General features: G+C 64.2%; 11 protein-coding genes. 7 read left to right on the forward strand and 4 right to left on the reverse strand.

Going from position 1 to position 13,505, the window contains the following annotated elements; genetic code table 11:
• Positions 1 to 74 precede the first annotated feature (74 nt).
• The 7 genes from AC5Y5C_RS24400 to AC5Y5C_RS24430 all read left to right on the forward strand — a co-directional run bounded on the left by AC5Y5C_RS24400 (position 75) and on the right by AC5Y5C_RS24430 (position 7,846).
• On the forward strand, positions 75 to 1,373 hold the full coding sequence (locus tag AC5Y5C_RS24400) for an MFS transporter (protein WP_499977215.1): 1,299 nt from the start codon (positions 75 to 77) through the stop codon (positions 1,371 to 1,373).
• Between the two features lie 10 nt (positions 1,374 to 1,383).
• The gene (locus AC5Y5C_RS24405) at positions 1,384 to 2,760 is read left to right on the forward strand and encodes a DUF2252 domain-containing protein (RefSeq protein WP_499977217.1); all 1,377 of its coding nucleotides are present in this window, start codon (positions 1,384 to 1,386) and stop codon (positions 2,758 to 2,760) included.
• 62 nt (positions 2,761 to 2,822) lie between these two features.
• Entirely contained in the window at positions 2,823 to 3,800 is a 978-nt protein-coding gene (locus tag AC5Y5C_RS24410) for a GlxA family transcriptional regulator (protein WP_499977218.1), read from the forward strand.
• Complete coding sequence (locus AC5Y5C_RS24415; protein WP_499977219.1) at positions 3,797 to 4,588, forward strand: DJ-1/PfpI family protein; 792 nt, start codon at positions 3,797 to 3,799, stop codon at positions 4,586 to 4,588. The genes AC5Y5C_RS24410 and AC5Y5C_RS24415 overlap by 4 nt, the downstream gene beginning before the upstream one ends.
• Positions 4,589 to 4,666: 78 nt before the next feature.
• Positions 4,667 to 5,944 (forward strand): citrate synthase, encoded by a 1,278-nt coding sequence (locus AC5Y5C_RS24420; protein WP_499977221.1) that lies wholly within the window; start codon positions 4,667 to 4,669, stop codon positions 5,942 to 5,944.
• Between the two features lie 74 nt (positions 5,945 to 6,018).
• The gene (locus AC5Y5C_RS24425) at positions 6,019 to 7,431 is read left to right on the forward strand and encodes a DHA2 family efflux MFS transporter permease subunit (protein ID WP_499977223.1); all 1,413 of its coding nucleotides are present in this window, start codon (positions 6,019 to 6,021) and stop codon (positions 7,429 to 7,431) included.
• A 28-nt stretch (positions 7,432 to 7,459) separates the two neighbouring features.
• A complete protein-coding gene (locus tag AC5Y5C_RS24430; protein WP_499977272.1) occupies positions 7,460 to 7,846 on the forward strand; it encodes a MarR family winged helix-turn-helix transcriptional regulator in 387 nt (128 codons plus the stop codon).
• A 7-nt stretch (positions 7,847 to 7,853) separates the two neighbouring features.
• Here AC5Y5C_RS24430 and AC5Y5C_RS24435 read toward each other — a convergent pair whose 3' ends face one another.
• Genes AC5Y5C_RS24435 through AC5Y5C_RS24450 form a run of 4 tightly spaced genes read right to left on the reverse strand, consistent with a single transcriptional unit; the run spans position 7,854 to position 13,286 of the window.
• The gene (locus tag AC5Y5C_RS24435; RefSeq protein ID WP_499977225.1) at positions 7,854 to 8,837 is read right to left on the reverse strand and encodes a TIGR03557 family F420-dependent LLM class oxidoreductase; all 984 of its coding nucleotides are present in this window, start codon (positions 8,835 to 8,837) and stop codon (positions 7,854 to 7,856) included.
• Between the two features lie 53 nt (positions 8,838 to 8,890).
• Positions 8,891 to 10,360 carry a phytoene desaturase family protein gene (locus tag AC5Y5C_RS24440; protein WP_499977227.1) on the reverse strand — a complete coding sequence of 490 codons (1,470 nt, stop codon included), beginning with the start codon at positions 10,358 to 10,360 and terminating at the stop codon, positions 8,891 to 8,893.
• 26 nt (positions 10,361 to 10,386) lie between these two features.
• The gene (locus tag AC5Y5C_RS24445; RefSeq protein WP_499977228.1) at positions 10,387 to 11,706 is read right to left on the reverse strand and encodes an aspartate aminotransferase family protein; all 1,320 of its coding nucleotides are present in this window, start codon (positions 11,704 to 11,706) and stop codon (positions 10,387 to 10,389) included.
• The gene (locus AC5Y5C_RS24450; protein WP_499977230.1) at positions 11,703 to 13,286 is read right to left on the reverse strand and encodes an APC family permease; all 1,584 of its coding nucleotides are present in this window, start codon (positions 13,284 to 13,286) and stop codon (positions 11,703 to 11,705) included. Before AC5Y5C_RS24450 ends, AC5Y5C_RS24445 begins: the two co-directional genes overlap by 4 nt.
• Between the last annotated feature and the right edge of the window lie 219 nt (positions 13,287 to 13,505).

The following is a 13,505-nucleotide window of genomic DNA, read 5'->3' on the forward strand; positions in this document are numbered from 1 at the left end:
CGGGTAAGTTAGCCAGCCTGGACACGCGGTGTCAGTGAGCCGATAGCGAGTGGAGTGGGTGCGGTCTGAGACGATTGTTTGCGGACGTCACTCCTCTTCGGAATGCTGATTTCCGGCGCCTGTGGCTGGCCGGAGTGGTCACCGTCATCGGTGCGGGACTGACGCTGTTCGCAGTCCCGGTACAGATCTATGCGCTCACGCACAGCTCGGCGTACGTCGGACTGACGGGCGTCTTCGGTCTGGTGCCGCTGGTGGTGTTCGGTCTGTGGGGCGGTGCACTGGCCGACCGAATGGACCGACGGACCCTGCTGATCGTCACCGCGACCGGGTTGGGCGTCTCCTCGGTGCTGCTGTGGCTGCAGGCCGCGTTGTCGGTCAACAACGTGTGGGTGGTGCTGTGCCTGCTCTCGGTGCAGCAGGCCTTCTTCGCCGTCAATTCACCGACGCGCGCCGCGGCGATTCCACGGATGCTTCCGCTTGATCAGCTGCCTGCCGCCAACGCGCTGAACATGACCGTCCAACAGTTCGGGTTTATCGCCGGCCCGCTGCTGGCCGGGGTGCTGCTGAAGTGGGTGGATCTATCCACGTTGTATCTGATTGACGCGATCGCGTGCGTGGCGCCCATTTGGGCGACGATCCGACTGCACAAGATGCCGCCAAGTGGCGTGTCAAAAGATCTGCGAGCCAATACTTCTGGTCTTCGTGACGTACTTGAGGGTTTCCGCTACCTGGCGGGGCACAAGATCGTGCTGATGTCCTTCGTGGTGGACCTCATCGCGATGATCTTCGGGATGCCCCGGATCCTCTTCCCGCAGATTGCCCACGAGGGATTCGGTGATCCCGCCGACGGCGGCACCGTGATCGCGTTGCTCTCTGCGGCGATATCGGTGGGCGCGGTGATCGGCGGGGTGTTCTCCGGCTGGTTCCAACGGATTGATCGTCAGGGTTTCGCGGTGGTGGTGAGCATCGTGGTGTGGGGTCTGGCGATGGTGGGCTTTGGGCTCACCGCGCATGCTCCGCTGCTCTGGTTGACCCTGCCGTTCCTGGTGATCGGTGGCATCGCGGACATGGTGTCGGCGGCCTTCCGGACGACGATTTTGCAATCGGTGGCTACCGACGATGTGCGGGGCCGGTTGCAAGGCGTGTTCACGGTGGTGGTCGCCGGGGGACCGCGAGTCGCCGACGCTACCCACGGTGCGGCCGCTGCCGTCGTGGGTACGACGGCAGCGGCCGCCGGTGGTGGCGCCCTCGTGGTGATCGGGGTGATCATTGCCGCGCTACTCGTTCCGATGTTCGTACGGTTCCGGACATCGGATGAGATCGCCGAGGACGATGCGAGCCAGGCTAACCCGGACCAGATACAGCCCCAGTAGATTTCACGTCATGGATGCGCGGACGGCCGAGGAATTTCGGCGGCTTCCGCGGGACAAGCAGCTCGCTCTCGGTCGCGGGCTGCGCGATGGCATGCCGCGGCGACGGCTCGGGGAACTCACCACCCGGTCGGAGCGAGATCCGATAGCGGTACTCGCCGCGCAGAACAAGGTCAGGATTCCGTCCTTGGTTCCGGTGCGCAGGGAGCGAATGTCGGAGTCGCCGTTCGCGTTCTACCGCGGCGCGGCCGCGGTGATGGCGTCTGATCTTGCCGGCACGGCGGCGACCGGGGTCCTGATTCAGACCTGCGGTGATGCGCACCTGTCCAATTTCGGGCTGTTCGCATCGCGCGATCGGGCACTGTTGTTCGACGTCAACGACTTCGACGAAACCGCGGTCGGTCCCTGGGAGTGGGATGTCAAGCGCCTGGCCACGAGCGTGGCGATTCTCGGCGACGAATTCGGGATGTCCGGCGATGCCGTGCGCCAGACGGTCATCAAGACCGTCGCCGCGTACCGCACCCGGATGAACGAATTGGCGCAGATGTCCGCCCTGGATCGGTTCTATCTCAAGACGACCGCGCTGGAGGTGCTGGAGCTGGTCTCCCGTCTGTCCAAGAGCGCGTCCAAGTTGGCGACCGAGACGCTCTCGAAGGCGTCCCGCAACACCTCGCACCGTGCCCTGAGGAAGCTGACCGCGACCACTGTCGATGGTCACTACCGGATCGTCGAGCAGCAGGACATCGCGGTCCGGGTCCCGGAGGTGGGGTTGTCCGAGGCGGCGGTCATGGTCGGCGAGTACTTCGGTTCGGTGCCCGAGGACGTCGTGGCGCTGTTGGCATGTCATCAGTTCGAGGACGCCGTCGTGCGGGTGGTCGGTGTGGGCAGCGTGGGTACTCGCTGCTACCTCGCGCTGCTCACCGATGCGGATGGGTCGCCGTTGTTCCTGCAGATGAAGGAGGCCTCGGCCTCGGTGATTGAGGCGTACTTCCCACAGGAGCTGCGGCTGGATCACGGGCGCCGGGTGGTGGCCGGGCAGCGCATCATGCAGGCCAGTGGCGATCCCTTCCTCGGTTACGTGTCCTCGGCGCGGCGTGGCAGCTTCTACGTCCGGCAGTTCCGCGACATGAAGGGCTCTGTCGAGATCGCGAGCCTCACCGATCCCGATGATCTGGCGTTGTACGGCTCGCTGTGCGCGATGACGCTCGCGCGTTCGCACGCCCAATCGGGGGTGCCGGGAGTGATCGCGGGCTATCTCGGCACGGGAAGTGATCCGAACGCCGCGGATGCCGCGTTCGCGGATTTCGCGGAGGCCTACACGCAGCTCAACCGTGCGGACCACCAGCGGCTGCTCGCTGCTTCGGAAGAACAGTGGCTGCCAAACTCCTAATGTCCTAATTTGTGGGATGCCCGACCTGGACGCCATTGCCCAGGCGGCGAAGACTGAGAAGCGTGACGCGTTCGGTGGTGATCCTGGGGTTCCCGGGGGTTCAGGCCCTCGATCTGGTGGGGCCCTACGAGGTGTTCGCGACCGCGTCGCAGTACTTGACCGGTACACCCGGCTACGACGTGTCGCTGGTGTCGAGCGGTGGTACCCCGGTGTCCACGGGTTCGGGTATCGAGTTGGTGACCCGTCCGCTGCCGAATCCCGGCGAGGGATGCGACACGTTGGTCCTGCCTGGCGGCGTCGGTGTGCCCACGGTCCAGCGGGACGCCGCCCTCATGGAATGGATCCGTGACTCGGCACGCTCTGCCCGACGCGTGGTGAGCGTCTGTAACGGTGCATTCCTGGCCGCGTCGGCCGGGCTGCTCGACGGCTGCCGTGCGACCACGCACTGGGCGATTGCGGAAACGCTTGCAGCTGAATTCCCCAGCATCACAGTGGATCCTGATCCGATATTCATACGCAGTTCGGACAAGACGTGGACGGCGGCCGGCGTGACCGCGGGTATAGATCTGGCGCTGGCCCTCGTCGAGGACGACCACGGTGCAGAAGTGGCGCAGACGGTCGCGCGCTGGCTCGTTCTTTACCTGCGCCGCCCGGGCGGGCAGTCCCAATTCGCGGCGCCGGTGTGGATGCCGCGGGCCAAGCGGATGCCGATCCGCGACGTGCAGGAGGCCATCGAGGCGCAGCCCGGTGGATCGCACCGGGTGCCCGAGCTGGCCCGCCTGGCGGCGATGAGCCCGCGGCATTTCACGCGTGTGTTCACCGCGGAGGTTGGCGAGGCACCGTCGGCCTATGTGGAGCGCATCCGCTCCGAGGCGGCTCGCCGCCAGCTCGAAGAGACCGACGACACCATGGCGGTGATCGCGGACCGCTGCGGGTTCGGCTCCGCGGAATCCTTGCGCCGCAACTTCGTTCGCCGCATGGGTGTATCGCCCGATCAGTACCGCAAGACCTTCCACCGCACCGAAAGGATTTCGCTATGACTTCCCCCTCGACGCAGATCGCGATCGTGCTGTATCCGGATTTCACGGCTCTGGATTTCATTGGTCCGTACGAGGTCTTGCGCTTTATGCCCGACACCGAGGTCCGGTTTGTGTGGCATCAGCCCGGACCGGTCACCGCTGATTCCGGCGTGCTGGTCATCGGCGCCACGCACTCGTTCGACGAGACCCCCGCGCCGGACGTCGTGCTGGTGCCCGGAGGGCCGGGAACGACCATGGCGGCGCGCGATGAACAGCTCCTGGAGTGGTTGCGCCGGGTGCACCCGACAGCCACCTGGACCACCTCGGTGTGCAGTGGTTCGGTGGTGTTGGCCGCGGCTGGTCTGCTCGAGGGTCAGCGGGCCACCTCACATTGGTCGACCCTGCCGCTGCTCAAACCGTTCGGGGCGACCCCGGTCGGCGACGAGCGCATCGTGCGCACCGGTCACGAGGGTGTGGTGACCGCGGCGGGGGTATCGGCGGGTATCGATCTGGGGCTGTGGCTGGCGGGACAGATCGCTGGGGAGGAACGGGCCAAGGCGATCCAGCTGAGCATCGAGTACGACCCGCAGCCGCCCTTCGACTCCGGGCACATGTCCAAGGCCAGCGCCGCCACCAAGGCCACCGCGACCGCAGGGCTGGCCAGAGACACGTTCCGGCCGGCGATCATCGCCGCGGGCGCGATGTTGTTGTGGGATGGTGCGCTCGCGGCAGTGCGCAGGAGAGGGGGCAGGAGAGGGGACCGACGGGGGGCGCTCCGTGGCCGTGTGGATGCCCGACCCCGACCCTGACCAGGCGCCCTGAAGGCGGAGCGACTACCTTCTCTATGAACGTTCTCACGGAGCCGCTCAACCTCAGAAGGGATGCCTGTGGCCGACAACAATGATTTCGCTACTCTCCAGTACCCCGGAGGCGAAACCAAGCTGGATATCGTCCGCGCGACCGAAGGCTCTGATGGCTTCGCGCTGGGCAAATTGCTGGCTGATACCGGCTACACGACCTTCGATGCGGGGTTCGTCAACACCGCATCGACGAAGAGCGCCATCACCTACATCGACGGCGATGCGGGCATCTTGCGCTACCGGGGTTACCCGATTGAGCAGCTGGCCGACAAGTCCACCTTCATCGAGGTGAGCTACCTGCTCATCTACGGTGAGCTGCCCACCCCGCAGCAGTTGGAGGACTTCACCACCAAGATCCAGCGCCATACCCTGCTGCATGAGGACCTCAAGCGGTTCTTCGACGGCTTCCCGCGTAACGCGCACCCGATGCCGGTGCTTTCCAGCGCCGCGAACGCGCTCAGTGCCTACTACCAGGACTCGCTGGACCCGCATGACGACGCACAGGTCGAGCTGTCCACGATTCGCTTGCTGGCGAAGCTGCCGACGATCGCGGCCTACGCCTACAAGAAGTCGGTCGGGCAGCCGTTCCTGTACCCGGATAACACGCTCACCCTCGTCGAGAACTTCCTGCGGATGACCTTCGGTCTTCCCGCCGAACCGTACGAGGTGGACCCGGAGATTGTGCGGGCGCTCGACATGCTGCTGATCCTGCATGCCGATCATGAGCAGAACTGCTCGACCTCCACGGTGCGGTTGGTCGGCTCCTCGGATGCCAACCTGTTCACCTCCGTCTCCGGTGGCATCAACGCGTTGTGGGGCCCACTGCACGGCGGCGCCAACCAGGCGGTGCTGGAGATGCTGGAGCGTATCCGCTCCGAGGGGGGCGACACTCACGACTTCGTTCGGCGGGTCAAGAACCGCGAAGACGGCGTCAAGCTCATGGGCTTCGGGCACCGCGTCTACAAGAACTACGACCCGCGTGCACGTATCTGCAAGGAGCAGGCCGACAAGATCCTCGGCAAGCTCGGCGGCGACGACCAGCTCCTCGAGATCGCCAAGGCCCTTGAGGAAGCCGCGCTCACCGACGACTACTTCATCGAGCGGAAGCTGTACCCGAACGTCGATTTCTACACGGGTTTGATCTACCGGGCGATCGGGTTCCCGACCCGCATGTTCACCGTGCTGTTTGCGCTGGGACGTCTACCGGGCTGGATCGCGCACTGGCGTGAGATGCATTCGGAACCGGGCAAGATCGGCCGTCCGCGCCAGATTTACACCGGCTACGGAGAGCGTCACTACCCGTAGCGATCGCTCGTGAGATGACAAAGCTCACATCAATCTGTTTGCATCGCTAACAGTTGTAGTTTCACAATAGTCATGTGGAACCTGCCGCCGAGGCGTTGAGCGAACGCCGCAAGATCGTCATCTTGGGATCTTGCTGCCTGAGTCTGCTCATCGTCTCGATGGACTCCACCATCGTGAACGTCGCGCTGCCGACCATCCGGGCGGATTTTGGTGCCAGCACCTCGCAGCTGCAATGGGTCATCGACATCTACACCCTGGGGCTGGCCTCGCTGCTCATGCTCTCCGGAGCCGCAGGGGACCGGTTGGGGCGCCGGAAGGTTTTCCACATCGGGCTTTCGATCTTCGCGGTGGGCTCGGTGCTGTGCAGCGTGGCACCGACCGTCGGATTGCTTATCGCCGCGCGCCTGCTGCAGGCGGTGGGCGGCTCGATGCTCAATCCGGTTGCGCTGTCCATCATTTCGCAGGTGTTTACCGGGCGCGTGGAACGCGCGAGGGCGCTGGGATTCTGGGGCGCGGTGGTGGGGATATCGATGGCACTGGGCCCGATAGTCGGCGGACTGCTGATCGAATGGGTGGGCTGGCGGGCCGTCTTCTGGATCAACCTGCCCGTGTGTGCGCTGGCGTTCGTGCTGACGGCGGTCTTTGTGCCGGAGAGCAAGTCGGCAACCATGCGCGATATCGACCCGGTGGGGCAGGTACTCGCGGTGTTCTTCCTGTTCGGCATCGTGTTCACCCTTATTGAAGGGCCGTCGCTGGGGTGGGCCACACCCCAGCTCGTCGCGGTCCTGATCACCGCGCTGGTGGCGTTCGCGGTATTCCTCAGGTACGAATCCCGGCGGCGCCACCCCTTCATCGATCTGCGCTTCTTCCGTAGCATCCCGTTCGCGTCAGCCACCCTCACCGCGGTATGTGCGTGCGTGGCCTGGAGTGCGTTCCTGTTCACGATGTCGCTGTACCTGCAGGGCGAACGTCACTTCTCCGCGATGCACACCGGGCTGGTTTACCTCCCGATCGCCATTGGGGCACTGGTGTTCTCGCCGATCTCGGGACGCATGGTGGGCCGGTTCGGCGCGCGGCCGTCACTGCTCGCGGCGGGTGCCCTGTTCTTTACGGCCTCGCTGCTGCTTACCCGGGTTTCGACGGGGACACCGATGTGGGAGCTTCTGGTGGTTTTCGCGATCTTCGGCGCGGGCTTTTCCATGGTGAACGCACCGATCACGAATGCCGCGGTCAGTGGCATGCCACTGGACCGCGCCGGCGCAGCCTCGGCGGTTACCTCCACGAGCCGTCAGGTGGGCGTGAGTATCGGTGTGGCAGTGTGCGGTTCGGTCGGCGCGCCCGCGCTGTGGTTCATGTGTGCGGGCCTGGGGCTGGCCATCGCTACCCTCGGTGTCGTGTCCACTTCGCCATTCGCGCTGCGCTCGGCGCAGCGACTCGCGCCGCTCATCCAGAGCACTGCGGCACGGGAGGTTTCTCGTGTCGGGTAGGCCGCTCGCCGACGAGGTGTGGCGCACCATGGCGAGTCTGGTGCTGGACAACCGTGACGGCTGGCGACGGATGGTTGTCGAGAAGACCGGCCTGCCATTCAGTCGTGTGCGCATCCTGCGAAGGCTTGCGCGACAGTCCATGACGGTGAAAGGGATTGCGGAGGCCACGGCTCTGGATGCTCCGGCCGCCACCGTTGCGGTCAGCGATCTGGAGAAGCGCGGGTTGGTGGTGCGCCGCATCGACCCGGACAACCGGCGATGCAAACAGGTGTCACTGACGGACGAGGGCCGGCGCTTGGTGGCGGTCATCGCCGACCTGGACGATCCGGCACCGGTTGGCTTGTCGACTCTGAACGAAGCCGACCTGATCTCGCTGCGCGCGATTCTGGAGAAGGCGACCGCCCCGCGGCAGTGAGCGCCTGCTAGATAGAGGTACGCAGTTCTGCGAGCAGAGGTTCGGCTGCCTCGGCCAGGAAGCGGTCCTGGCTTTCTCCACCGACCTGCACCAGGGCGATATCGGTAAACCCGGCGCTCGCATACGCGCGGGCGTTTTCGATGATGGTGCCGAAATCTGAACCGCAAGGGATGTTTCCGGAGACGTCTTCCGGGCGGACGTACTGTGTTGCGGCGGCGAACCCTGCGGGAGTCGGCAGTTCGGCGTTGACCGGCCAGCCTCCGGCGAACCAGCGGAACTGATCGTGTGCGCGCTTTACCGCAGCCTCGTGGTCCGTATCCCAGCAGATAGGCAGCTGACCGATGACTCGGCTTTCCTCTGGTGCTGCAGCCGAACGGCGGGCCTGCCGCCACGCGTCGACGATGTCGGATTCCGGTGCGACCGCGATCAGATGGTCTGCCACCGGAGCAAAGCTTGCCGCGGTCTCACCACTGGACACCGCGACACCGACCGGAACCGGTATGTCGGGTAGGTCCCACAGCCGGGCCGAGTCAACCTCGAAGTACTCACCCTTCCAGTTCACGTGCTCGCCGCAGAGCAAGTCACGAATGATGTGGATCGCTTCCCGGAGCATCGCCTGGCGCCGCCGCACCGTCGGCCAGCCCTGGCCGACGACATGCTCATTGAGATTCTCGCCGCTGCCAAGGCCCAAGGTGAACCGGCCATCGGAGAGGATCTGCAGTGTGGCTGCCTTCTGCGCGACGACCGCGGGGTGATAACGCATCGTAGGGCAGGTCACGTAGGTGGCCAGGTCCACTCGCTCGGTGGCCTGGGCCACCGCCCCCAGGACTGTCCAGGCATAGGGAGCATGCCCTTGCGAACTGAGCCACGGAGAGTAGTGGTCACTCGACACTTCGAAGTCGAATCCGGCCTTCTCAGCAGCGACGGCGTAGCGGACAAGATCTTTGGGCCCGCTCTGTTCGGTCATCAAGGTGTAGCCAAAACGCGTCATGTCGGGGTGCGTACCCGTGGCCGGCCGACATGAAACCTCTGCGTCGGTTCGGGCTAATCCGCCTCCAACACCGCCATCGCGGCATGGTATCCACCGAGCCCCGATACCCCGCCCCCGCGGCGGGAACCCGATCCACAGAGAAGAATCCGATCGTGGTCCGTGGACACGCCCCACCGGCGTGCGGGTGTATTCAGCGGCTCGTCGTCCTCTGCGAATGGCCAGTGTAATCCGCCGTGGAAGATATTGCCTGCCGTCATGCCAAGGGCACGCTCCAAATCGTCGGTGGTCTTGGTCTCGATACACGGGTCACCGTCGAAATCGGTGGCCACGACATCGGTGATCGGCTCGGCCAGTATCGAATTCAACGATGCGAGCACCGCGGCCTGCAGTTCCTCACGGGTCGCCTTCAGCCCATGCGGAGTGTGCAATCCGAACACTGTCAACGTCTGCGCCCCGGACGCGCGCAGCTCCGGCGAAAGGATGCTGGGATCGGCGAGCGAATGACAGTAAATCTCACACGGCAACGGGTCTGGGATGCTGCCTGCCAGCGCCTGCCGGTATGCATTGTCCAGCTGCGTGTAGGTCTCGTTGATGTGAAAAGTTCCACCGAAAGCCTGTTCCGGCGTGATCTTTTCGTCTCGGAGCCGCGGTAGACGCTGCAGCAGAAGGTTGACCTTGACCTGTGCACCCGGCTGACCCTCCGGTGGATCTTCTCCGAGTAGACGGGCCAGTACCGCGGGCGTGACACCGCTGAGAACATGGTTGCCGATGGCGACGCGCTCATCGTCACCGATCCGGTAGCGCACCTCGCCGTCGATAGTGACGGTCAAAACCTCTGCTCCGGTGCGCAATTCGGCACCGTGACGGCGTGCTGCGGATTCCAGCGAGCCGGTAACGGCGCCCATGCCGCCGATCGGAACATCCCAGGGATTCATCTGGTGATAGAGGAAGCAGATATTCTGTTGCAGTGACGGGTCATCGGCGCCGGTGAATGTTCCGATGAGCGCATCCGTCAGGAGAACCCCGCGCTGGAGGTCATCGGGCGTCGCCGCGCGGATCACCTCGCCGATAGGCGTCTCGATCAGCTCGGACCATGCGCCGGTGCGTAACTGACTGCGTGTGGGTAGCGGGCCGAGCATCGAACCCCACACCGGCTCGGTCACCGAGGCGCACAGCGCCCCGAACTCGGCGAAATCGTCGGGACTGGCTAGGAATCCGCTGCGGCCGCCGGTCGATGGGTCCGGTGTGTACGACGCATACTTGCGGCGCGCCAGCTGCACTGAAAGGCCCAGATCATCGATGATCTGCTGCGGAAGCAGGCTCACCAAATACGAGTACCGCGACAGTCGAGCGTCAACGCCATTGAATGCCGGTGCCGAGATCGCCGCACCGCCGAGCGCGTCGAGCCGTTCGAGGAGCAGCACCCGTTTGCCTGCGCGCGCCAGATACGCGGCGGCGGTCAAGGCATTGTGCCCGCCGCCGACGATCACTGTGTCAAATCGGTCGGATCCCGTGATCGCCATGGGAGGACTGTACGACGTTCCGGTGATCAGACGGCGCTTTTCAGCGCGTCCTCGAACTCGGTGCAGAACCAGTCCACGTCTGACCGCGAGAACACCAGTGGCGGCCTGACTTTCAGTACGTTGCCCTCCCGGCCGCAGACCGAGACCAACACCCGCCGATTTCGTAGCGCGTTCACGATGCTTAGTGCACCGGCACGGTCAGGGGCGCGCGAACCGGGCTCGGCGACGACCTCGATTCCGGTGTACAGGCCGATACCCCGAATGTCGCCCAGCTCGGCGTGACGCGAGGCTATGGACCGCAACTCAGTCCGCAGCATCGCGCCCACCTCTGCGGCATGGAGCTGCAGTTTCTCGTCCTCGATGACATCCAGCACGGCGGAGGCCGCAGCCATAGAGACCGGGTTTCCTCCGAAGGTGTTGAAATAGGGTACTTCCCGAGAAAACGGAGCGAGAATCTCGGAGGTCGCCGCCATCGCCGAAACCGGAATGCCGTTGGCCATCGGTTTACCCATGGTGACCAGGTCGGGTGCCACACCGTGACGAATGAACCCCCACATGGCCTCCCCGGTGCGGGCGAATCCTGGCTGCACCTCGTCGGCGATGAGTACACCGCCTGCCCTGCGCACAGTCTCCGCTGCTGGCGCCAGTACCGAGGCATCGGGGTAAATTCCATCCGAGGAGAAGATGGTGTCCACCACCAAACAGCTGAAACCGTAATCCGTGGAGCGTAATTCATCGATGGCACCCGATACGGCGGCGGCGAAGTCGGCGGCCAGGTCGGTCGGCGATGTCCGATAGCTGTCGGGTGCCGGCACCGTCCGCACATGTGGTCCGAGAGAGTTCCCACCGAGTGATGGAGAGATGGCGGTGACTGCTGCGGTGTTTCCGTGGTAGGCATCGCTGGTCACAATGACTCCCCTTGCCCCGGTGTACATCTCGGCCACACGCAGCGCAAGATCGTTGGCCTCCGACCCGGTGCATGCGTACATCACCTGATCGATGGCGCTGGGCATGGTGGCGAGTAGACGTTCCGAGTATTCGACAATGCCTTCATGGAGATACCGGGTGTGAGTATTGAGCGTGGACAGCTGGCGGGTGACCGCGTCGACGACATGAGGATGACAGTGGCCGACGCTCGCCACGTTGTTATAGGCGTCCAGATACCGGTTGCCGTCGGCATCGAACACATGGCTGCCCCGCCCCCGCACCAGGTGCACCGGCCGCTCGTAGAACAGCCGGTATGACGGCCCGAGCATCCGTTCCCTCGCCGCGATCAGCGTTTCGGTGGCCGGATCGTCGTGCTCTCCGGCGTAGCTGTTCGAGTCCATGATGTTGGAAAAGCTCATCGTTCGGGTGCCTCCTCCAGGACAGTTCTGCCGAGATCCTCGTAGCGGTCGGGTGCGGTGTACTTGAGGACGAGAGCCAATGCGATACCGCCGATTCCGGTAGCCGCGACCAGCCAGGGGATCGACGCAAAGATCCAGTCACTGGCCGCGGTGCCGGCCGCAAACGAGGCGTGTTTGGCTAGTAAGTAGACGACGTACAGCATGCCCAGCCCGCCCAGTAGCGGCGCCACCAGCGTTCGGAACCAGTGTGCTGTTTCTGGGTGATTGCGCAGCACATGAAAGTACGAGATCACCGCGAAAGCTGTGAGTGACTGGACGATCAGGATCGCGGTCGTACCCAGCAGAGCCATCAGCCCGTAGAGCCCGGTGTAGGGATCGCGATGGGTCAGGGCGAAGAAGAGCACCACCACCGTGGCGAACGCGGTTTGCACGAACCCCGCTACGTGTGGTGAGCCGTGTGCCGAATGGGTGGCTCCGATGGTCCGGCGCATCCCGGGTATGACGTTCTCGCGGCCGATGGCATACAGATAGCGAGCGGCACAGTTGTGAAAGGCCATGCCGCAGGCGAACGAACCCGTCATCAGCAGCACCTTGAACAGGTCGACTGCCCATACCCCGAGGTGGCTCTGAACCGGGCCGAAGAAGATGTCACCCGCCGTCGACGAATCCTGGGCCAGTGCAACGGCATTATCGGAGCCGGTGCCCACGATGGCGAGCCAAGAAACCAGGACGTAGAAGATGCCCACGCCGACTACTGAGGTCACTATCGCAATGGGGATGATCTTCTTGGGATTCTTCGACTCCTCGGCATACATCGCGCTGGACTCGAACCCGACCCAGGACCAGAACGCGAAGAACAGGCCGACGCCGGCAGAACCCGCGACCGCGAGGGGGCCGGCCGGGCCGTGGACCACTCCGCCGAGATCGTGAAAGCCGTTGAGGGGATTGAGTGATCCCCAGGACCAGCCCTGCGGCCCGCCCCCGGTGAACAGCACCGACAGCGCCAGCAGCGAGAGCATCAAGATCTCGGTCACCAGGAAGACACCCAGTACCCGAGCCGCGAGATTGAGATCGAAATAGGTGAGCACCGCGTTGGTGGCCAGCATGATCAGTGCGAAGACGATCCAGGGAACGTCGGCGTGGAAAAACGTATGGAAGAGGTCGTTCGCGAAGAACGAGAAGATTCCGACCAGGGAGGCCTCGAAGACCATATAGGCCAATGTGATCAGGAATCCCGAGCCCAGTCCGACGATGCGGCCGAGGCCGTGCGAGATGTATCCGTAGAACGCCCCCGTCGCGACGATGTGTCTGGACATGGCCGCATAACCGACCGCGAAGAGGGTGAGCACGATGGTGGCCACCAGGTACCCGGCGGGTGCGTACGCCCCATTGCCAAATCCCACCGCCATGGGCACATTGCCGACCATTGCGGTGATCGGTGCGGCGGTGGCTACCGCCATGAACAGCACGCCCATCAGGCCGACGGCATTGGGCTTCAAGCGCTGCATGCTGCCGGTTTCAGTGGTGGTTTCGATGGCAGTTTCAGCGGGAGTGGTGGTGGGGTCGATAGTGTCGCTCACGGAAGGTCCCTTCTCCGTATTTGGTCTGTTTTGGGCTGGTTCTCCGCGATCGGCGAAGCCTGGCAGTCGGAGCAATGGTGCTGTTTTGGGCGCGACGCGGTTATTTATACCTGGCTTAGTGCCCAGGTTAAAAGGAAATCAGGGAAATCGTCCGGATTGGTTTCCGTGATGTTTCGATCTGAGTCCATCGCGCTGCGTTGGAGTTAATTGGTCCTATTT

The organism is Mycobacterium sp. NGS15, from assembly GCF_059813245.1.

Coding starts and splice junctions, on each gene's coding strand:
- AC5Y5C_RS24405 (WP_499977217.1), top strand. CDS start 1,384: ATGGATGCGCGGACGGCCGAGGAATTTCGGCGGCTTCCGCGGGACAAG.
- AC5Y5C_RS24440 (WP_499977227.1), bottom strand. CDS start 10,360: ATGGCGATCACGGGATCCGACCGATTTGACACAGTGATCGTCGGCGGC.
- AC5Y5C_RS24445 (WP_499977228.1), bottom strand. CDS start 11,706: ATGAGCTTTTCCAACATCATGGACTCGAACAGCTACGCCGGAGAGCAC.
- AC5Y5C_RS24430 (WP_499977272.1), top strand. CDS start 7,460: ATGGCGAGTCTGGTGCTGGACAACCGTGACGGCTGGCGACGGATGGTT.
- AC5Y5C_RS24435 (WP_499977225.1), bottom strand. CDS start 8,837: ATGACGCGTTTTGGCTACACCTTGATGACCGAACAGAGCGGGCCCAAA.
- AC5Y5C_RS24415 (WP_499977219.1), top strand. CDS start 3,797: ATGACTTCCCCCTCGACGCAGATCGCGATCGTGCTGTATCCGGATTTC.